Origin of the sequence: Tessaracoccus sp. MC1865, from assembly GCF_017815535.1 — a bacterium.
Taxonomy (GTDB): domain Bacteria; phylum Actinomycetota; class Actinomycetes; order Propionibacteriales; family Propionibacteriaceae; genus Arachnia.
Genome location: NZ_CP072596.1, coordinates 2,612,144 through 2,632,626, shown reverse-complemented (window position 1 = coordinate 2,632,626; position 20,483 = coordinate 2,612,144). Strand labels below are relative to the sequence as shown.

Genomic DNA, 20,483 nt, shown 5'->3' with positions numbered 1-20,483 from the left:
ACAACGAAGGATCTCGGCCTTGTGAAGGGTGGTGGTCCAATGACGGATCGCAGCATCGGCGTGGGAATCATCGGTCTCGGGTGGATGGGGCGGCTGCATTCGCGCAGCTACCGCGCCCTCGCGGAGAAGTTCCCTGAACTCGGCGCCACGGTTCGGCTGGTGAGCGCGTGTGACGCGCAGCCCGAGACGCGGAAGGCCGCTGTGGACGGCATGGGATTCCAGCGAGCGGTGGAGGACTACCGCGAGGTGATCGCCGACCCCGAGGTGGACGTCGTGTCCATCTGCTCGCCCAACTTCCTCCATCGCGAGATCGCCCTCGCCGCGGCCGCCGCCGGCAAGCCGTTCTGGATCGAGAAGCCGATGGGCACCAACGCCGCGCAGTCGCGCGACATCGCCGAGGCCGCGCGTGCCGCCGGGGTGGTGACCGCCGTCGGCTTCAACTACCGCCACACGCCGGCCATCGAGCGGGCCCGCGAACTGATCCGCGGCGGCCGTCTCGGCCGGATCACCAACGTGCGCTGCTGGTTGATCGCCGACTACGCCTCGTCGCCGGACGGGCCGCTCACCTGGCGCGACAGCCGCGAATACGGCGGCAGCGGTGTCATCGGCGACCTGATGAGCCACGGCGTCGACCTCGTGCAGTACCTGGTGGGACGCATCGAATCGGTGACCGCGGCCACCGGGCAGTTCATCACCGAGCGCCCCATCCCTCTCAAGGAAGGCGTCGGGCACAGCGGCTGGGAGGTCAGCGACAAGAAGGGCCCCGTCGAGAATGAGGACTGGATCGCGATGATCGGTCGCCTGGAGGGCGGGGCCCTGGCCACGCTCGAGGCCAGCCGTGTGGCCACCGGCCCGCGAGCCGAGTACATCGTCGAGGTGTACGGTTCCGACGGTTCGGTGCGCTGGAACTTCGAACACCTCAACGACCTGCTGGTGGCCGTGGGACGTGGTCAGGAGTTCACCGGCTACACGCACGTCATGGCGGGGCACGATTTCCCGCGCTTCGGCAACTTCCAGCCCTCCCCTGGTACGTCGATGGGCTTCGACGACCTGAAGGTCGTCGAGGCGTCCCAGTTCATCGGGTCGGTGCTCACCGGCCAGCAGCTGGCCCCGTCGGTCTATGACGGGCTGGCGGCCGCCGAGATCGACGAAGCCGCCATGGCGTCGGCCGCCGACGGCCGGTGGCACGACGTGCCCTCGGTCGACGGCGTGACGTACAACCGTTAACGCAGTAGGTACAGCGACGAGATGATCGTCAGCCCGATGACCAGTCGGGTGAAGAGGCGCTGATCCAGGCGCCGGATCCAGCGGCGGCCCGCGAAGGCGCCGAGGAGGACCACCGGCGCCAGGATCGCGAGCATGGGGAGTGTCTCCACCCGGAACAGGCCGAGGCCGATGGAGAACGGCAGCTTCGCCACGTTGATGGCGAAGAAGAACCAGGCCTGCGTGGCGATGAAGCGCATGACGTCGAAGCGCGCCGCCACGAAGTAGAGCGTCATCACCGGGCCGCCCGCATTGGCGGCCATGCTGGTGAACCCGCCCAGTGCGCCGTAGAGGCCGCGGACATGGGGATTGGCCAGCGTGTCATCGCTGCTCAGGACGCCGCGGCGCATCAGGTACAGGGTCAACGCGGTGAGGGTCAGCAGGATGACTCCGATGGAGCGGCGCATCACGGTGTCGTCGCTGAAGGCGAGCAGTGCTGCGCCCAGCACGAGGCCCACCACGACCGACGGCGCCAGGCGCCGCAGCGCCCGGAAGTCGACGTTGTGGCGGTAGACGTACACGGCCAGCAGGTCCCCGACGAGCAGGAGCGCCAGGAGCGCTGCCGTCGATTCCCTGGCCGGGAGGACCGCTGCGAAGACGGCCACCGAGATGATGGCTGCTCCTGGAACGGCCGTCTTCGCGACGCCGATCAACAGCGCTGCGGCCACGAGGGCGGCCCAACTCAACGGGGCCAGATCAACCATATGGGAGAGCCTACTGGCACGCAGAGCATGTGTGTACATGGTGACCACGCCCGAGGGGTGGGACGTCGCCGAAGCCGCGAATCAGTTGAATCGTACGCCACAAGGGTGAATGGGAACGTTAGCATTTACCCTTGACGTACGTTAACATTGCTCATACAATTGCTCCAGAGGGCATGCCAAGACTACCGCTGGCCTGGGCTGAACCCTCGAAACCCATTCAAAGAAGAAGGGCTTACCCAATGAACATTCGTCGAGTCACGGCAATTGCGGCCTGTGCAACTCTAGCTCTGGGCCTCGCGGCCTGTGGCGGCGATTCCGGCACCGGCACCGATGGAGCCAATGGTGAGGCGGACCCCCGCGCCAACCAGATGTACACGTGGGTCTCGAACGAGTCCGACCGTGAACAGTGGGAGACGTTCATCACCGGCGTGCAGGAGGGCGGTGACAGCGAGTTCGACATCACGCTGGACGGACCGTCGTTCCAGGAATACTGGACCCTCGTCAAGACCCGCATGGCCGCCTCTGACGCCCCGTGCATCATCACGACGCAGGCCGCGCGCGCCCAGGAGCTCGGCAGCCTCCTCTCTCCGCTGGACGACCTCGCCAAGGATGCAGGCCTCGACCTCAGCCAGTACAACGAGGCCATGATGCAGGGCCTCACAGTGGACGGCACCATCCGGGCCATCCCCTACGACGCAGAGCCCATGCTGCTGTTCTTCAACAAGGAGATGTTCGAGGCCGCCGGCCTTGAACTGCCGGGGGCGGACTACTCGCGCGAGCAGTTCCTCTCCGACGCGAAGGCCCTCACCAAGGACGACAAGTACGGCTTCGCCGTGTCCGCCGACATCGGTTACCCGCCCCTCGCCCTCAGCTTCGCCAACGGTGTCGGCCCCACCAAGGACGGCGAACTGAACCTCACGGACCCGGCGCTGATCGAGGACGTGCAGTGGACCATGGACCTGGTCAACAAGGAGCAGGTCGCGGCTGCGCCGAACCCCGGCGACACCGATGAGATCGGTCGCCAGGCGTTCATGGCAGGCAACGTCGGCATGTTCATCGACGGCCCCTGGTTCTACTCCACCTACCAGGAGGGTTCAGACTTCGAGGTCGGCATCGCCGCACCCCCGTCGGACGACGGCACCCCCGGCGGCATGATCCAGGGATCCGGCTTCGGCGTCGCTGACTCCTGCCCGGACAAGGCCGCCGCCTTTGAGAACATCGTCAAGATGACCACGCCGGACGTGGTTGGCTACGTCGGGGCCAACCGCGGCACCGTGCCGTCCATCGAGTCCGCCATCGACGGTTGGGCCGAGGGCAAGCCGGAGGCCGATGTCGAGGTCGTCAAGGCGCTCCTCGCCAGCGGCCAGCCGCTGGTGACCACCCCCACCTGGAACCAGGTCGTGACCCAGTTCGCGCAGTACTCGTCCGACGGCTACCGGGGCAACAAGACCGCTGAGGACATCCTCACCCAGATCGCCCAGGGCGTTGGCTGATCATGGCTTCCTCGGTAGCTCCGACTGAAGCTCGGCCGAGGGTGAAGGTGGAACGGACCGGCAAGCCTGGCTTCAACCAGCGCTTGCTGGCCTTCCTCCATCTCACCCCCGGGATGGCCGGCTTCTTCATCTTCATCGTGGTGCCGTTGATCGCCTCCCTGGTGATCAGCCTGTACAACTGGCCCCTGTACGGCGAACGTGAGTTCGTGGGGGTGGAGAACTACGTGCAGCTGCTATCGGGCGCCGATCCGGTGTTCTTCACGGTGCTGCGCAACACCGCGGTCTTCGCGATCGGCTACACCATCGCGAACCTCATCGTGTGCACCGGGATCGCGGTGTGGCTGCATTCGCTGCCCGAATGGGGAGGCTTCTTCCGGATCCTCTTCTTCATCCCCGTGGTCACCCCCATGGTGGCCAACGCCCTCGTGTGGCGGCTCATGCTGCAGGACAACGGCCTGGTCAACACGCTGCTGGGCAACGTCGGTATCACGGGCCCCTCGTGGCTGGGTGACGGCAACTGGGCGCTGGTGTCGCTGATCATGATGTCGCTGTGGCAGGGCATCGGCTACAACATCGTGGTGCTGGCCGCAGGCCTCAACAACATCAACCCCTCGGTGATGGAGGCCGCCAGGATTGACGGCACCACCGCGTGGAGCCGTTTCTGGCGGGTCACGTTCCCGATGCTGTCCCCGTCGCTGTTCTTCGCCTCGGTGATGACGGTCATCGGCGGCTTCAAGGTGTTCACGCAGCCCTACATGCTGACCAAGGGCGGCCCCGGCGACACCACCAACACCATCGTCCTGTACCTCTACCGTGCCGGTTTCTCCTACGACCGCCTCGGGTTCGCGTCGGCCATGGCGTGGGTGCTGTTCGTCATCATCATGCTGTTTACCGCCCTGCAGTTCCTAGGGCAGAAGAAGTGGGTGAGCTACGATGCCTGACGCCTTGACAAGGGAAGAAACCCTCCGGGTCGCCGAAGCGAGCAACAGGGCGCGCCGTGTGCGCCCCACGAAGATCATCAGCAAGGTGCTACTCGCGATGTTCGGCTTCGTGTTCTTCGTGCCGTTTCTCTGGATGTTCATCAGCTCCATCAAACCCAGCCAGGAAGTGCTGTTGGGCGGGGCCGACCTGGTGGGCTCCGAGGTGCGGTGGAGCAACTATGGGGAGGTCTTCACGGCCATCCCGTTCGCTCGAATCCTGCTCAACACGTTCTTCATCGCCGGCATGGGCGCGCTGATCGCAGTGACCGTCTCGGTGCTCAGCGCGTTCGCGTTCGCCCGCCTGCAGTTCAAGGGCCGCAACCAGTTGTTCGCCGTGTTCATCGCCACGCTGATGCTGCCCATCGAGGTGCTCGTCATCCCGCTGTTCATCGGGGCCAACGAGTTCGGTGCTGTCAACACCTATTCGATGATCATCCTGCCCTTCGCGTTCGGCGCGTTCGGCACCTTCCTGCTGCGCCAGTTCCTGCTGTCGCTGCCCCCGGATTACGAAGAGGCCGCGCGGATCGACGGCGCCAGCCAGATCCAACTGTTGTGGCACGTGATCGTGCCGCTGCTGCGCGGACCCATCGCCATCGTCGCGGCGTTCGCCTTCATCGACTACTGGAACGCCTTCCTGTGGCCGCTGATCATCATCACTGATCCGGCCAAGGCCCCGCTGCAGTTGGGTCTGTCCATGTTCTCGGGCGAGCGCGGCACCGACTGGGGTCCGCTGATGGCGGCCTGCTCCGTCGCCGTGGCGTTTTCTCTCATCATTGTTTTCCTCATGCAGCGCCAGCTGTCCCGAGGCATGAATATCGGAGGTTTCGGTGGTCGATGACCAAGAGCGCTGGGAGGCGCTGAATGACAGGGCAACGCCGGAGTGGTTCCGGCGCGCCAAGCTGGGCTTCTTCATCCACTGGGGGCCGTACTCGGTGCCAGCGTGGGCGGAACCGACGGGCGAGCTGGGCACCATCGAATCCGCCACCGAGTGGTACACGCACAACCCGTATTCGGAGTGGTACTACAACACCATCCGGCTCGAGGGCAGTGCGGCCTGGAGGCACCAGCAGGAAGTCCACGGAGGCCGCCCCTACGACGACTTCATCGACGAGTGGAAGGCTGAGAACTTCGACGCCTCCGCTCTGGTGGGGGAGCTCGCGGCGGCCGGCGCTGACTACCTGGTGCTGACGACCAAGCACCACGACGGCGTCTGCCTGTGGGATGCCCCGGGCACGGACCGAAACACGGTCGCCCGCGGTCCGAAGAAGGACCTCGTCGGGGCGTACTCCGACGCGTGCCGTGAGCACGGCGTCCGGTTCGGCGCCTATTACTCCGGTGGCCTGGACTGGCACGAGCGGCCGTTCGCGCCCATCGGCGAGGCGGACACCTGGTCCTGGGACGGGCTGCGCCCGCTGGACGAGGAGTACGCCGCCTACGCGGCCAACCACGTCCGTGATCTGGTGCAGCGTTACCAGCCGGACGTGTTGTGGGACGACATCGAGTGGCCGGATGCCGGCAAGAACTTCGGGCCGCACGGCATCGGCTCGGTCTTCGAGGAGTTCTACGCCGCCAATCCCGACGGTGTGGTCAATGACCGCTGGAACGTGCCGCACGCGGACTATGTGACCAGCGAGTACCAGCACATGCTGGACAACGAGGACGCCCGCATGTGGGAGAACTGTCGCGGCGTCGGACTGTCGTTCGCCTACAACCAGGAGGAGGACTTGTCGCACGCGCTGGCCGGCCCACTGGCGATCCGCCACCTCGTCGACGTCGTCACCCGCGGCGGCCGGCTCCTGTTCGGCGTCGGTCCGATGGCCGACGGTCGCCTGCCCGAGTGGCAGTCCGAGGTTGTCGCCTCCGTCGGCCGGTGGGTCCGCCCCGCGGGCCAGCTCCTGCAGGTCGCCCCCACCGATCGCACACTCGACCTGGGTGAAGACGTGTGGGTGCGCCTCGGCGCGGCCGAGGACGGGTCCACGTTGGCGTTCATCGACGCCGACACCCCCGTCGAGGTCGCCGGCGAGCTGCTCACGCCTGAGTGGGGGCTCCTGGTCGACGGCGTGCTCACCCTGGCCCCGGACCGCCCGGGCGCCGCAGTGGTGCGCCTCGCCTGACAGTGGGAAGCGGCCCAGCCTTCGGGCTGGGCCGCTTTTCTAGTGGCAACCAACTCAGCGGTGGGTGAGGGGCGGCGACCTGCGGTTCAGGACCCTGAACCGACGGCCTTCTTCGAGGAGTCCAACACCCGCAGCAGCGGGGCGTAATGCTGGTCGACGGCCTCACGGTAGGCGTCAAGGTCTCCGGCCAGGGCTGCGTGGAGCATGCTGTGGTGGGCGTCGACTGTGTCATCCATGTCCCGGGGCGTTGGGACGCCGAGTCGCGGCGCGATGAGCGTGTGCACATCCCAGAAGGCGCCCACGAGCTGCGCGTACAACTCGTTGCTGAGCACCTCGGCGAGTTTGAGGTGGAAGGAGCGGTCCTCGGCAGCGAAGCTCTCACCGGCCGCCTTCTTCTCCGTCATGGCATTGCACAGGTCGGCCAGTTCGGGGGCGTCGTGCCCGCTCATGCGCTCGACGATGCCGGGCGCCAGGGCGTAGTCGAGCGCCGTGCGGATCTCGACGATCTGGCGCAGGGTCTCGAAATCCTCGCCCGGCAACACCACGCCCTTGAAGGCCAGAGCCTCCACCAGGGGACGCATCGACATCCGGCCGACGAACATCCCCGTGCCGTGGCGCACTTCGAGAATGTCCAGCGTGACAAGGCTACGGATCGCCTCGCGTAGGTTTGAGCGCGAGACGCCCAGCGCTTCGACGAGCTGGATCTCCGTCGGCATGGGGTCGCCGGTCTTGAGCTTTTCGCGCAAGATATGTTCCTTCACCGCTTGTGCGGTCTGCCGGAGACGCTGCGGCTCGTGGCTGTTGGTCACAATTCAGGCTCTTTCAATCAGGCTGCGCACTTTCGGTGAGTGTGACGAGTGTATCGCCATGTATCATGCAATACTGGCAGCAGGTCAGACATCGGATGTCCGATAACTAGGAGAGTTTCAATGACGAATCCCATGGGCGCGCACCCCTCGCGCCGTTCCATCTTCAAGCTCGCTGGTTCCTTCGGCGCGGCCGCGGCACTCGCCGGGTCGCTCGCAGCGTGCAGCCCGTCGGCGTCGCAGCCCACCCCGGGCGCCAGCACGTCAGCGGGTTCGGAGAGCGCTAGCCCCTCCGCCGCGGCGGTCACCGACGGCAAGATCACCGCCGCCATCTCGTACGAGCTGGGCACCAACGGGTATGACCCGATGACCACCACCGCCGCGCTCACCGTGGCTGCCAACTGGCACACCATGGAAGGCCTGACGGAACTCCACCCCGCCACGCGTGAGGTGTTCGCCGCCCTGGGTTCCGACATGCCGTCGCAGGTCGACGACACCACGTGGGAAGTCACCCTCCGTGACGGCGCAGTGTTCCACGACGGCAGCCCGGTCACCCCCGAAGACGTGGTGTTCTCCTTCGAGCGCGTCCTGAACCCGGACAACGCCTCGCTCTACGCCGCATTCATCCCCTTCATCGAGTCGGTCACGGCCAAGGACGACAAGACGGTCACGATCAAGACGTCGTACCCCTTCTCCCTCGTCCCCGAGCGCCTGGCGGTCGTCAAGATCGTCCCCAAGGCCCTCGTCGAGGCGGACCAGAAGGCCTTCGACCTGGCCCCCATCGGCACCGGCCCCTACAAGCTCACCGACAACGGTGCGGCCTCGCAGGTGCTCAAGTTCGAGCGCTTCGACCAGTACACCGGCCCGCAGGCGGCCCGCGCGGCCGAAATGGAGTGGCAGATCATCCCCGATGACTCCACCCGTACCAACGCGCTGAGCTCCGACACGGTCCAGGCCATCGACTCCGTGCCCGCCGCCAACCTGGCCCAGCTGGCCGAGACCAAGTCGGTCGCCGCTGAGCAGGGCTTCGGTCTGCTGTTCATGATGTTCAACTGTGGCGCCGCTCCGATGAACGAGGTCAAGAACCGTCAGGCCATCCTGTACGCCCTCGACTACGACCGCATCTGCAAGGTCGGCATGTCGGACCTGGCCAGCCCGGCCAAGTCCTTCGTGCACGAGGCGCACCCCGCGTTCAAGGAAGCGTCCGTCCAGTACGCCGGCAACGTGGCGAAGGCCAAGGAACTGCTGGCCGAAACCGGTCTCACCAGCGTGCGCCTGCTGTCCTCGGACCACGGCTGGTTCGCCGCTGTGCGCCCCATCGTCAAGGAGTCGCTGGAGGCCGCCGGCCTCACGGTCGCCTACGAAGAGAAGAAGTCCTCGGACGTCTACGCCACCATCGACGGTGCCGTCGACGCCTACGACGTCGTCATGGCCCCCGGTGACCCGTCGGTGTTCGGTGACGACGCTGACCTCCTGCTGCGCTGGTGGTACGCCGGTGACACGTGGACCGACGCCCGCATGCACTGGAAGGGCCAGGACTCCTACAACCAGGTCCAGGACCTTCTGGGCAAGGCCTCCGAGTCCACCGGCGACGACCAGGTCGGGGTCTGGCACCAGGTCTTCGACGTCGTGTCCGAGAACGTCCCGCTGTACCCGATCTTCCACCGCAAGTCCCCGACCGCGTTCGACGCCGAGACCCTGCAGGACTTCAAGCCGATCCCCGTGACCGGCCTGTCCTTCGTCGGCGTCGGCTCCACCAAGTAGCACCGGTAGCGTGCCCGCCGGGCCCTGGCAATGCCGGGGCCCGGCCCCCCGCCGCAGTCTCCGCGTAAGCGGTACCCCCAGGCCTCTGCGGGGCCCCTTAACCAGAGGCCCCGTGCGAGCCGTCCCCTCTGACGCACCCCTATGGGCGGACAACCCGCCCGCAAGGAGCGACACACGTGTCCAATCTCATCCGGCTACTGGGTCGGCGCCTCATCGCGCTGCCGATCATGGTGCTGGGCGTCACGCTGCTGGTCTTCATCGTGATGTCTTTTTCCAGCGCAGACCCCGCCCGGCTGGCCCTCGGCGAGAGCGCCTCACAGCAGGCCCTCGACAACTACCGCGAAACCCTCGGCCTGAACGACCCCATGCTGGTGCGTTTCTTCAGGTACCTCGGCGGCCTGGTCCAGGGCGACCTCGGCGAGTCCTTCACCGGAGTGCCCATCTCGCAGATGGTCGCCGAGAACTTCCCCAAGACTCTGCAGCTCACCTTCATCGGTCTGGCGATCGCCGTCCTGCTCGCCCTGATCCTCGGTGTCCTTGCCGCCCTCTACCGCGACCGGTGGCCGGACCAGGCCATCCGCCTGTTCTCCATCGCGAGCCTCGCCACGCCGTCGTTCTGGCTGGCGCTGCTGCTCATCCAGGGCTTCGGCAACATCCCAGGCGGCCTGGGATGGTTCCCCGCCGTCGTCAACTGGGTCCCGTTCAGCCAGGATCCCGCGGGTTACGCGAACATGGTCTTCCTGCCCGCCTTCGCGCTGGCCGTGCCCGTCGCCGGCTCCCTGACGCGCGTCGTGCGCACCGCCATGGTCGAGGAACTCGATCGTGACTACGTGCGCACCGCCATCGGGGCCGGCATCCCGAAGAGTGTCGTCGTCAGCCGCAACGTGCTGCGCAACGCGCTCATCACCCCGCTCACCGTGCTCGGCCTCCGGGTCGGCTACCTCATGGGCGGCGCCGTCGTCATCGAGATGATCTTCAACATCCAGGGCATGGGCCAGCTCATCTTCCAGGGCATCACCCGCAACGACGTCAACATCGTCCAGGGCGTGACCATCACGGTTGCGATCGCCTTCATCGTCATCAACCTGATCGTGGATCTCCTCTACGTCATGGTCAACCCGCGGATCAGGAGCATCTGATGCTGTCACTGTCTGCCGAAGCCAAGAAGAAGCTCGCGCAGCCCGGCCTGCGGTTCCAGAGCTTGAAGGCGCTGCCCATCAGCTCGAAGATCGCGATCGCCGTGCTCGTCTTCATGGGGCTGCTCGCCCTCTTCGCGCCGCTGATCGCCCCCTACTCACCCAACGCCTCCGGCCTCGTCCCTGAGGACATGGTCGTGTTGCAGGAGATCACCATCGAGGGTGTCGGCACCCAGGTGATCCCCGACAACTCGGTGCCCCCCAACTCCACGTTCCTGTTCGGCACCGACGACGCCGGCCGTGACATCCTCTCGCGTGTCATCCACGGGACGAGGGTCTCCCTGCTCGTGGGCCTGGCCGCCACCGGCATGGCGCTGGCGGTCGCTGCGGTCCTCGGCTCGATCGCCGCCACCGCAGGCAAGGTCGTCGCGGAGGTGCTGATGCGCATCCTCGACATCATCATGAGCTTCCCCGGCATCGCGCTGGCAGCCGTGATGGTGACGGCTCTGGCGTCGCGACTCCCGATCCTGCCGGTCGTGATCATCTCCATCGCGTTCCTCTATGTGCCACAGCTCACCCGCGTCGTGCGCGCCAACGTGCTGTCCCAGTTCGGCGAGGACTACGTGTCCGCGTCCAAGGTGATGGGTGCGCGTACCTGGTGGATCCTCATCAAGCACGTCGCCCGCAACTGCCTGGCTCCGATCATGGTGTTCGCCACCGTGCTCGTCGCCGACGCCATCGTCTTCGAGGCCTCGCTGTCCTTCATTGGCACCGGTATCACGTCGGTCAACGCCGCCACCTGGGGCAACATCCTCTCCGAGGGCAAGGCGCTGCTGCTGTCGGGCCACTGGTGGGTCACGTTCTTCCCGGGCCTGTTCATCCTGGTCACCACGCTGAGCCTCAACATCCTCTCCGAGGGCCTGACCGACGCGTTGGCCTCGCCGAAGATCAAGGTCCGCGTCAACGTGCAGGCCGAAGAGGACGCGATGGCCGGCGCTTCCGTCGCCGACGGTATCGCCCACTCCAACGCCACCCAGCGTGAGTCGCTCGACGCCCGCCTGGCAGCGCTGATGCAGGCCGAGTCGGCCCGCACGGACCGCCTCGTCCTGGACAACCCGGATTCCGAGCCGCTGCTGGTCGTCGACAACCTGTCGATCTCGTTCCCCGGCGCCCACGGCGACGTCAAGATCGTCGACGGCGTGTCGTTCACCGTGCGCCCCAACGAGACCATGGGCCTCGTCGGCGAATCCGGCTGTGGCAAGTCGATCACCTCGATGGCGATCATGGGCCTGCTGCCCGAGACCGCCAAGATCGAGGGCTCCATCAAGTTCGCCGGCCAGGAACTGCTCACCATGTCGCCGAAGGAGCGCAACGCGCTGCGTGGCCACGAGATGAGCATGGTCTACCAGGACGCGCTCAGTTCCCTGAACCCGTCGATGCTGATCCGCAGCCAAATGGCGCAGCTCACCAAGCGCGGCGGTCAGCGCACTGCGGAGGAACTCCTCGAGCTGGTCGGACTCGACCCGGTCCGCACGCTGAAGTCCTACCCGCACGAACTGTCGGGAGGTCAGCGGCAGCGCGTCCTCATCGCCATGGCGCTCACCCGCAACCCGCGACTGGTGATCGCCGATGAGCCCACCACGGCGCTCGACGTCACGGTGCAGGCCCAGGTGGTGGACCTGCTCAACGACCTGCGCGAGAAGCTCGGCTTCGCCATGGTCTTCGTCTCGCACGACCTCGCACTGGTGGCCCAGGTCGCGCACCGGATCACTGTCATGTACGCCGGCCAGGTCGTCGAACAGGCCGACACCCGCGAGCTGCTCAGCAACCCCATCCACGAGTACACCCGTGGCCTGCTCGGCGCTGTGCTCTCCATCGAACAGGGCGGCGGACGGCTCCATCAGGTGCCCGGCGTCGTGCCCTCGCCGAGGGAGTTCGTCAAGGGCGACCGGTTCGCGCCGCGCTCGTCCTACCCGACGGTGGGCCTCGAACAGAAGCCCACGCTGCGTCCGGTGCCCGGCAAGGACCACCTCTACGCCCGCACCGATGAACTGGCAGATCTGCTGGAGAAGGAGGCAGTCCGATGAGCACCCCGGTCGTCGAACTGAAGGACGTGCACGTCGTCCACAAGGCCCGCACGGGCAAGCTCTTCCGCCCGGACCGCGTCCACGCGGTCAACGGGGTCAACCTCCAGGTCAGCAAGGGCGAGACCCTCGGCCTGGTCGGCGAGTCCGGCTGCGGCAAGTCCACCCTTGCCCGCGTGATGGTGGGTCTCCAGCCCATCACCGAGGGCACGGTCCGGTACTTCGGCGAAGAGATGAAGCTCAACGCAGACGGCCGCAAGAAGCTCGGCCGGGCAGTGTCGGTGGTCTTCCAGGATCCCGCCACAGCCCTCAACCCGCGCATGCTGGTGCGCGACGCGCTGCTTGACCCGTTCAAGGTCCACGGCGTGGGCAGCCCCAAGGAGCGCGAGCAGCGCGTCAAGCACCTGCTCGACGTCGTCGGCCTGCCCCAGTCGGCCCTCGACGTCCTGCCCCGGCAGATCTCGGGCGGTCAGCGGCAGCGTGTCGCCATCGCCCGGGCGCTCGCGCTCGAGCCGGACGTGATCATCGCGGACGAACCCACCTCTGCCCTGGACGTGTCGGTGCGCGCCCAGGTGCTCAACCTGCTCACCGACCTCAAGGACCAGCTCGGCCTCGGCCTCGTCTTCATCAGCCATGACATCAACACCGTGCGGTTCATCTCGGACCGCATGGCGGTGATGCTCGCCGGCCGGATCGTGGAGACCGGCCCCGCTGACGAACTGTTCCGCAACCCCCAGCACGAATACACGCGCACCCTCCTGGGTGCTGTGCCCTCGCTCCTGTAATCCCTCGCACCACCGGAAAGAAGATCCCATCATCATGCAGAAACTGCGTGGCATCGTTCCCCCCGTCATCACCCCCATGCACGACGACGGTTCCGTCGACTACGAAGGCTTGGACAAGGTCGTCGACCACCTCATCGAGGGTGGCATGCACGGCCTGTTCGTGCTCGGCTCCTCCGGCCAGGTGGCCTACCTGACCGACGCCGAGCGCGACGAGGTCATCAAGCGCACCGTCGAGCGTGCGGCCGGCCGCGTGCCGGTGCTCGTCGGCACGCCCGACCTCACCGCCCGTCGTATGGTCGAGTGCGGTCGCCGCGCCGCTGCCCTGGGTGCCGACGCCATCGTCGTCACCTCGCCGCTCTACGCGCTCAACGACATGGCCGAGATCGAGGAGCACTTCCGCATCGTGGCCGCCGGCGTCGACCTCCCCGTCTACGCCTACAACGTGCCGGTGCGCGTGCACAACTACCTCGCCGTCGACATGCTCGTGCGCCTCGGCCTCGAGGGTGTCATCGCCGGTGTGAAGGACTCCTCCGGCGACGACGTCGGCTTCCGCCGTCTGGTGCAGGCCAACAAGGCGGCCGGTTCGCCGCTGGAACTGCTCACCGGCCACGAGGTCATGGTCGACGGCATGCTGCTGCTCGGCGCCGACGGCGCGGTCCCCGGACTCGCCAACGTCGACCCCGAGGGTTACGCCCGCATGTGGGAGGCCGCCGAAGCCGGCGACTGGACCGCAGTGCGCGACGAGCAGGACCGCATCACCAAGCTGTTCGAGATCGCCTTCGTGCCCAGGGGCATGTCCGGCGACGCCGGCGGCATCGGTGCCTTCAAGCAGGCCATGGCCAGCCTCGGCGTCATCGACTCGCCCGCCATGCCCGCCCCGCTCCGCGCCCTCGACGGCGAGTGCAAGCCCGCCATCGAAGGCATCCTGCGTGAGGTCGGCCTGCTCGCATGAGCTACGCGGTAGGGGTCGATCTCGGCGGAACGAAGACCGCCGTCGCACTGGTGTCCTCTGACGGGGTCCTGGGCGATGTCGTGACCGCGCCGACCCCTGCCGCGGAAGGCGGCGAAGCGGTGCTCGACACGGTCGCCGCCCTCATCCGCCAGATCGCCACCGAGGACGTCGTGGGTCTCGGGGTCGGCACCGCCGGCGTCGTGGACTCGCGCGCCGGACGGATCATCTCGTCCACGGACACGTTCCGTCACTGGGTGGGCACAGACGTGACGGCCGGCCTCCGCGCCCGCCTCGGCTGGGCGCCGGGCCGCCGCATCCAGGTCATCAACGACGTCGACGCCCACGCCATGGGCGAATACCGCTTCGGCGCCGCGCGCGGCCTCGAGTCGCTGTTCATGGTGGCCGTGGGCACCGGCGTCGGGGGCGCACTCGTCCTCGACGGGCGGCTGCGGACCGGGGCGCACCATGTCGCGGGGGAGATGGGGCACATCCCCACCCCCGGTGCTGAATCGCTTCGGTGCCCCTGCGGCCGCCTCGGTCACCTCGAGGCCATCGCCGCAGGGCCGTCCATCGAGCGGCGCTACGCGTCGCGGGGCGGTGACCGGGCGTCGGGCCGAGAGATCATGGAGCGCGCCGCGGGCTTCGACGACGATGCGCTCACCGTCGTGCGGGAAGCAGCCGTCGCGCTGGGCAAAGCCATCGCAGGTGTCGTCACCGTGGTGGACCCGGCCGCCGTCGTGATCGGCGGGGGAGTCGCCGATGCGGGCCCCGTCTGGTGGCAGCCGTTGCGCGACACCATCCGCGGCGAGGTCGTTTCCGTCCTCGCAAAACTACCTGTACTGAAGGCCGAACTCGGATCGTCGGCCGCCCTGGTCGGCGCCGCCGCCCAGGTCTTCGCCAGCGAGGAGAAGTAAATGGACGCCATCGCCCAACTCAAGGGCAAACTGATCGTCTCGTGCCAGGCCTACCCGGGCGAGCCGATGCTGGACCCCAACACCATGGCCCAGGTCGCCGAATCCGCCGTTCGCGGCGGCGCCGCGGCCATCCGTGCCAAGGGGCTCGACGACCTGCGCGCCATCCGGCAGCGCGTCGACGTGCCGCTTATCGGCCTGGTGAAGGTGGGCACCAGCGGCGTGTACATCACCCCGACGCTGAAGGACTGCATCGAGGTCGCCGAGACGGGCTGCGAGATCATCGCGATCGACGGCACCCGTCGCGAACGCCCCGACGGCCGGACCCTGGCCGAGACGATCACCGAGTTCAAGGCCCAGTTCCCCGACGTGCTGGTCATGGCCGACTGTGGGTCCGAGGGTGACGCCATGGCCGCTGAGGCGGCGGGCGCCGACCTGATCGGCACCACTCTGGTGGGCTACAGCGGCGAACGCCCGAAGACCAAGGGTGTCGACTGGGACGCCGTGGACCAGATCGTGGCCGCAGTCGACCGCCCCGTGCTCGTCGAAGGCCGGGTGCACTCGCCGGAGGCGGCGGTGGAGGCGATCAGGCGCGGCGCCTGGAGTGTCGTCGTGGGCACCGCCATCACGCATCCCGCCACCATCACCGGCTGGTTCGCCGAGGCCGTCGACAACGCTGGCTGACCTTGCCGGCCCATTGCTCAGTCTGAGCTTGGGACGTGAAGACGCGCGGGTATCCGCGAAGGGCGGGGAAAGAAGGGTGCGAGTGTTCTCCCTACGCTGTTCGGGCGACGTTGGCTCTGCGTGTGTTGGGGTGGACTCGAAACTCGCACCCTTCAATCCCCGACCTTCGCTGTAGGTTTCGCGGTCGTTGTGCCACCGCCGATACCGTTCGTAGCCCGGGTTGCCGGAGCGTCCGAGGACGGGGTACGCCGCTTCTGATCGTCCTTGCCGGGCAACATCGACCTGAGTGGTGTCCGGTGCCGCGATCACACTTGCAACCCCCCGTCCTCGGACACTCCTTGAGCCTGGGGCGGCGGCCAGAAAGGCTAGATCCATGTTCACACTCGCGAAGACAGGCGAACCGCTCGAGGGCTCGGCTTTCGACGCGCCCTGCTACCGGATCCCCGCCCTCGCGGTGACGCCCACCGGGCGGGTCATCGCCGCCTGGGACGTTCGGGCGGACTGGCGCGATCTCCCCGGCCCCTTCGACCTCGTCTACCGCGTCTCCGACGACAACGGCGACAGCTGGTCCGACGTCCGCGTCCTCCGGGCCCGGACCACCGAGGGCGGCTTCGGTGATGCCAGCTTCGTCGTGGACCCCTCCGGCACCATCTACTGCTGGTACGTCGGGTCGACCGGGCGGTCGTTCTTCACCGCGGACGCCGGGCCGGACGGCGAGGGGCTCAGGCTCTGGCTCGCCACGTCCATCGACGACGGCGACACCTGGACGCACCGTGACCTCACCGACGAACTCAAGCCCGACGACGTCACCGGCATGTTCGCCTCCTCCGGCCACGGGGCCACCCTCAGCACCGGGCGACTCCTGCAGCCGTTCGTGCTGCGCACCCTGGACGGGCAGCACTACGTCGCGATGGCCCACTCGGACGACAGCGGCGACACCTGGCAGCTGGGCGAGCGCATCGGCCCGGACTGCGACGAGAACAAGGTGGTCGAACTGCCCGACGGCAGCGTCCTGCTCCATGCCCGCACCCGGCCCCGTCGGCGGTGGGCGACCTCCCACGACGGGGGCCACACGTTCTCGGCACCGGTGCCGCACGAACAACTCGTGGACCCGGCCTGCAACGGCGGGCTGGCCCGTTGGGGCGACGACCTCGTCTGCACCCTCCTCGACGACCCCCGCGAGCGACGACGACTCGCGCTACGCGTCAGCTCCGACGGCGGCGCCACCTGGGGCGACTCCGTGCTCCTCGACGCGGGAGCCGCGGCCTATTCCGTTGCGGCTGAACTGCCCGACGGGCGCCTCGGCGTGATCTGGGAGGCGGGCGACTACGCCGCGCTGCAATTCATGGCCCTCAGCCGCACCGAGGTGGGGCTCGACGGGGGAGCGGTCAGCGTCGTCCCCGTGGAGAGCCCCGGCGGCAGCGCGGCACCGCCAGAGGTCGCCCCCGACGGCTCCTGACCCCTGGCGGTCACCCATCAGCGCACCGAGAGGTGCACGTGGTCGTAGTGGTTCGCGGACACGGAACCGCGGTCCGACATCGGCCGCCAGCCGTCGCCGGCGCGCTGCGCCGTCCAGATCTGCTGCTCGTAGATGACCTCGATGATGCCCAACTCGCCGGCGTTGGCGCGGGCCCAGCGGGCGATGTCCCAGCCGTACTCACCGCTGACCATGACGTCGATCGCCTGACCGCTGCCGTGGTAGCTGTCGGTGTCGCCGGGGCGGTAGCCGCCGTAGGAGGTGACTCGCGGGAACTCGGCACACACCACCCGCAGCACGTTGGCGGTGCGGTTGGTGAGGTTGCGCTCCAGGCCGGAGGCCTGCTCGCACACCGCGGCGGGTGCCGCGGCCGCAGAGCTGGAACCCGAACCCGAGGCGGCCTCCTGCACGGCCTCGACGGTGGGCTTGCTGTCGGTGAGGAACGTGCCCTTGATCCAGCCGGCCTCCCCGTCGAGCGACACCTGCCGCCAGCCGTCCACCTCCCAGGCCGTCGTCGCGACCTCGGCGGCTTCAGCCAGCGAGGACCGCACATCGAACTCCGTGCCGGGGCCGGTGCGTACGTTCACGGCCGCGGTGACGAACAGCGTGCTGGACGCCTCGCCCAGGGCGGTGTAGTCGACGGCGGGCTCCTCGACGACCTCCGCCACCGGCTCTGCCGACTCGGCCGCGGCAGGGGCGGACTCGGCGACACCGGCCACCTCGCCGGAGGCCGCCTCGTCGGAGATCGCTTTGGCCGGCGCCGGGGCGGGGGCGGGGGTGCTGGGCGTCACCACGGCAGTGGGCGTCGGCAACGCGGGATTCGCGGCAGCGGCGGCAGCAGTGTCGAGCGGCTCCCGGGAGGGCGACGGCGAGGCCGACGGCGACAACTCCGGCCTGGCCTGACTCCGGGACACCCCGAGGTTGGCCACCGGGCGCGCAGACTGCACCGTCTCCGTGCTGTCAGCCGGCTGTCCCAACCAGAACACACCCGCGGCCAGCCCGCCGACCGTCAGCATGGCGAGCGGCGCCATGGCGAAGCGCACCGCCCTGCCCCGTCCCCGGGTGAGGCCGGCCGCCCTCCGGGCGTCAGTGACTGTCTGGAGCTCGCCTGCATCGTCCTGCACTGCTGCGTCGTCGGCTGCGGCCCTTCGTGGTGTTCCCATACCTTCGTCTTTCCTGAGAATGCCTTAAGATTTTCTCAGAATAGGTCGTGCTTGAGTGGAATCCAAGCTGAGAGACATCGACTCCAGTCAATGCCGGAAGGTCAGTTCTCCGGGTCCGTCACGAGGCGGCGCTCCAGCGCTACGAAGGAGCTGCAGCGGTCCCGCAGCTGCGACAACGAGCCGCCGTCGAATGCGTCGCCCAGCAACGTCTGGTCCACCCCGACGGCGGGGGAGCCGGCCTTGAACCATTCGCCCGCCGCGTACGCCCCGATCCCGCCCATGGGGATGACCCGGTCGACGACGCCCAGCTCCTTCAGCCGGGCGGCCATGGCGTGACCCACCACGTCCGCGGGGTAGAGGAGGGCGCCGTTGGACAGCTGCAGCGCAGCCCGCACCTCGCGCGGGGTCATCGCGGAGCACCAGCATTCGAGCCCGCGCTCGTCGGCCGCGTCGGCGACATCGCTGTCAGCCACGTCCGAGAACACGAAGGCGGCGCCCGCGTCGGCCGAGCGGTGCACGTCAGCGCTCGACGACACCCTCAGCGCGCCGAAGACGGCCCGCGCGCCGAAGATCGTCGTCACGTCCGTGAAGGCCGCCGCGCCGGCCGGCAGGGCGAACCGCGAGAACCCCTCCTGGATGAGCACCTCGATGACGCCGACGAAGTCGTCAAGCGACGCATCAGGCAGGCACACCACAATTCCACGCAGATTCATGGCGACCATCTTGCCGTACGCCCGTCGTCGCCCGAACCGGCGACCCTATCGCGGCGCCCCGGCTTGGGCCTAGGCTTCCGCGCATGAGCCTCAACCTCAGCCGCGCGCAGCGTCTCGACGAACTGCCCTACACCCGCAAGCACAGCAAGCTGCTCTTCGGCTCCGGCATCGGCTGGGCCCTGGACGCGATGGACATCGGGCTCATCTCCTTCATCATGGCCGCGCTGGCGTCGGAGTGGGGGCTGGGTTCCGGGCAGCTGTCCATGCTTGCCTCCATCGGCTTCGTCGGGATGGCGGTGGGCGCCTCGCTGGGCGGGCTGCTGGCAGACAGGATCGGCCGCCGCCAGGTCTTCGCGCTCACGTTGCTGATCTACGGCATCGCGACGGGGATCTCGGCCCTGTCCACCGGCCTGGTGATGCTGATCGTCCTGCGCTTCATCGTCGGAGTCGGCCTCGGCGCAGAACTTCCGGTGGCGTCCACCCTCGTCAGCGAGTTCGCGCCGCGCAGGATCCGCGGCCGCGTCGTGGTGGCGCTCGAGTCGTTCTGGGCCATCGGGTGGCTGGGCGCCGCCACCATCGGCTATTTCGTCGTGCCGTCCGAGAACGGTTGGCGGTGGGCGCTCGCGTTGGGCGCGGTGCCGGCCGCCTACGCGCTGTTCGTCCGCTTCGGGCTGCCCGAATCCGTCCGTTTCCTGGAGGCGAAGGGCCGGCACGCGGAGGCGGAGCAGGCGGTGCGCGAGTTCGAGGACGCCGCGGGCGTCACCGTCGACGAGCGTGACAAGGCCCCCGATGCCCCGGTGACCGCAGGGGCGAAGGTGACGAAGAAGGAGCTCTTCGGCGATCGCTTCCGCCGGCGCACCGTCGCGCTGTGGCTGGTGTGGTTCGGGATCAACTTCTCCTATTACGGCGCCTTCATCTGGCTGCCGACGCTGCTCTTCGAGGGCGGCATGACGCTGGTCCGCTCGTTCGAGTTCACGCTGTACATGACGCTGGCGCAGCTTCCCGGTTACCTCGTCGCGGCCATCCTGATCGAGGTGTGGGGTCGCCGCCCCACGCTGGTCACGTTCCTCGGTGGCTCCGTCGTCGGCGCCCTCGCCTTCGGCATGGCGCCCGCCATCGCAGAGTCGCTGGCGCCGGGCAACACTTCTGCCGCCTATGCCATCACGCTGGCCGCCGGCTGCACCTTGAGCTTCTTCAACCTCGGTGCCTGGGGCGCCCTCTACGCCATCACGCCGGAGGTGTATCCGACGGCGGTGCGGGCCAGCGGTGCGGGTGCGGCCACGGCGTTCGGCAGGATCGCGGCCATGGCCGCGCCGTTGCTGGTGCCCGTGATCGTGGGCGCCGCGGGCCGGCCCACCCTGTTCATGGTGCTGGGCGCCATGTTCGCCATGGCCATGGTGGCCGCGTGGTTCCTCCCGGAATACACCGACAAGGCGCTCGAAGAGGCCTGACCA

18 protein-coding genes are annotated in these 20,483 nt (G+C 68.0%); 14 read left to right on the top strand and 4 right to left on the bottom strand.

Features of this window, described 5'->3' with window-relative positions:
- The first annotated feature begins 39 nt into the window (after positions 1 to 39).
- On the top strand, positions 40 to 1,227 hold the full coding sequence (locus J7D54_RS12315) for a Gfo/Idh/MocA family protein (RefSeq protein WP_182764141.1): 1,188 nt from the start codon (positions 40 to 42) through the stop codon (positions 1,225 to 1,227).
- On the opposite strand, the gene J7D54_RS12310 is transcribed toward J7D54_RS12315, so the two are convergent.
- Positions 1,224 to 1,967 (bottom strand): sulfite exporter TauE/SafE family protein, encoded by a 744-nt coding sequence (locus J7D54_RS12310; RefSeq protein ID WP_182764140.1) that lies wholly within the window; start codon positions 1,965 to 1,967, stop codon positions 1,224 to 1,226. The genes J7D54_RS12315 and J7D54_RS12310 overlap by 4 nt on opposite strands.
- A 239-nt stretch (positions 1,968 to 2,206) precedes the next feature.
- On the opposite strand from J7D54_RS12310, the gene J7D54_RS12305 reads away from it, so the two are divergent.
- Genes J7D54_RS12305 through J7D54_RS12290 form a run of 4 tightly spaced genes read left to right on the top strand, consistent with a single transcriptional unit; the run spans position 2,207 to position 6,554 of the window.
- Positions 2,207 to 3,460, top strand: a complete 1,254-nt coding sequence (locus tag J7D54_RS12305; protein ID WP_182764139.1) for an ABC transporter substrate-binding protein — start codon at positions 2,207 to 2,209, stop codon at positions 3,458 to 3,460.
- Positions 3,461 to 3,507: 47 nt separating this feature from the next.
- Positions 3,508 to 4,401: a carbohydrate ABC transporter permease gene (locus tag J7D54_RS12300; protein WP_245244001.1), complete on the top strand. Its 894-nt coding sequence runs from the start codon at positions 3,508 to 3,510 to the stop codon at positions 4,399 to 4,401.
- Positions 4,402 to 4,405: 4 nt separating this feature from the next.
- Entirely contained in the window at positions 4,406 to 5,278 is an 873-nt protein-coding gene (locus J7D54_RS12295; protein WP_233120755.1) for a carbohydrate ABC transporter permease, read from the top strand.
- The gene (locus tag J7D54_RS12290; RefSeq protein WP_182764138.1) at positions 5,268 to 6,554 is read left to right on the top strand and encodes an alpha-L-fucosidase; all 1,287 of its coding nucleotides are present in this window, start codon (positions 5,268 to 5,270) and stop codon (positions 6,552 to 6,554) included. The genes J7D54_RS12295 and J7D54_RS12290 overlap by 11 nt, the downstream gene beginning before the upstream one ends.
- A gap of 86 nt (positions 6,555 to 6,640) precedes the next feature.
- Here the strand turns inward: J7D54_RS12290 and J7D54_RS12285 are convergent, their stop codons facing one another.
- Positions 6,641 to 7,363, bottom strand: a complete 723-nt coding sequence (locus tag J7D54_RS12285) for a FadR/GntR family transcriptional regulator (RefSeq protein WP_256437881.1) — start codon at positions 7,361 to 7,363, stop codon at positions 6,641 to 6,643.
- A gap of 120 nt (positions 7,364 to 7,483) precedes the next feature.
- On the opposite strand from J7D54_RS12285, the gene J7D54_RS12280 reads away from it, so the two are divergent.
- From J7D54_RS12280 to J7D54_RS12245, 8 genes are all read left to right on the top strand, one after another.
- Positions 7,484 to 9,124, top strand: coding sequence for an ABC transporter substrate-binding protein (locus J7D54_RS12280; protein WP_182764137.1), 1,641 nt, complete (start codon positions 7,484 to 7,486; stop codon positions 9,122 to 9,124).
- Between the two features lie 176 nt (positions 9,125 to 9,300).
- Positions 9,301 to 10,263 carry an ABC transporter permease gene (locus J7D54_RS12275; RefSeq protein ID WP_182764136.1) on the top strand — a complete coding sequence of 321 codons (963 nt, stop codon included), beginning with the start codon at positions 9,301 to 9,303 and terminating at the stop codon, positions 10,261 to 10,263.
- Positions 10,263 to 12,347, top strand: a complete 2,085-nt coding sequence (locus J7D54_RS12270) for a dipeptide/oligopeptide/nickel ABC transporter permease/ATP-binding protein (RefSeq protein WP_182764135.1) — start codon at positions 10,263 to 10,265, stop codon at positions 12,345 to 12,347. The genes J7D54_RS12275 and J7D54_RS12270 overlap by 1 nt, the downstream gene beginning before the upstream one ends.
- Positions 12,344 to 13,129 (top strand): ATP-binding cassette domain-containing protein, encoded by a 786-nt coding sequence (locus J7D54_RS12265; protein WP_182764134.1) that lies wholly within the window; start codon positions 12,344 to 12,346, stop codon positions 13,127 to 13,129. The genes J7D54_RS12270 and J7D54_RS12265 overlap by 4 nt, the downstream gene beginning before the upstream one ends.
- Positions 13,130 to 13,163: 34 nt before the next feature.
- Positions 13,164 to 14,081 carry a dihydrodipicolinate synthase family protein gene (locus tag J7D54_RS12260; RefSeq protein ID WP_182764133.1) on the top strand — a complete coding sequence of 306 codons (918 nt, stop codon included), beginning with the start codon at positions 13,164 to 13,166 and terminating at the stop codon, positions 14,079 to 14,081.
- A complete protein-coding gene (locus J7D54_RS12255) occupies positions 14,078 to 14,995 on the top strand; it encodes an ROK family protein (RefSeq protein ID WP_182764132.1) in 918 nt (305 codons plus the stop codon). Before J7D54_RS12260 ends, J7D54_RS12255 begins: the two co-directional genes overlap by 4 nt.
- On the top strand, positions 14,996 to 15,676 hold the full coding sequence (locus tag J7D54_RS12250; protein ID WP_182764131.1) for an N-acetylmannosamine-6-phosphate 2-epimerase: 681 nt from the start codon (positions 14,996 to 14,998) through the stop codon (positions 15,674 to 15,676).
- Positions 15,677 to 16,049: 373 nt separating this feature from the next.
- Positions 16,050 to 17,135, top strand: coding sequence for an exo-alpha-sialidase (locus J7D54_RS12245; protein WP_182764130.1), 1,086 nt, complete (start codon positions 16,050 to 16,052; stop codon positions 17,133 to 17,135).
- 17 nt (positions 17,136 to 17,152) lie between these two features.
- Here J7D54_RS12245 and J7D54_RS12240 read toward each other — a convergent pair whose 3' ends face one another.
- Both J7D54_RS12240 and J7D54_RS12235 read right to left on the bottom strand, forming a co-directional pair.
- A complete protein-coding gene (locus J7D54_RS12240) occupies positions 17,153 to 18,316 on the bottom strand; it encodes an SH3 domain-containing protein (protein ID WP_182764129.1) in 1,164 nt (387 codons plus the stop codon).
- Positions 18,317 to 18,417: 101 nt separating this feature from the next.
- Positions 18,418 to 19,029: a hypothetical protein gene (locus tag J7D54_RS12235; protein WP_182764128.1), complete on the bottom strand. Its 612-nt coding sequence runs from the start codon at positions 19,027 to 19,029 to the stop codon at positions 18,418 to 18,420.
- Positions 19,030 to 19,112: 83 nt separating this feature from the next.
- Between J7D54_RS12235 and J7D54_RS12230 the strand changes: the two genes are divergently transcribed.
- On the top strand, positions 19,113 to 20,480 hold the full coding sequence (locus tag J7D54_RS12230) for an MFS transporter (protein WP_182764127.1): 1,368 nt from the start codon (positions 19,113 to 19,115) through the stop codon (positions 20,478 to 20,480).
- The last annotated feature ends 3 nt before the right edge of the window (positions 20,481 to 20,483 follow it).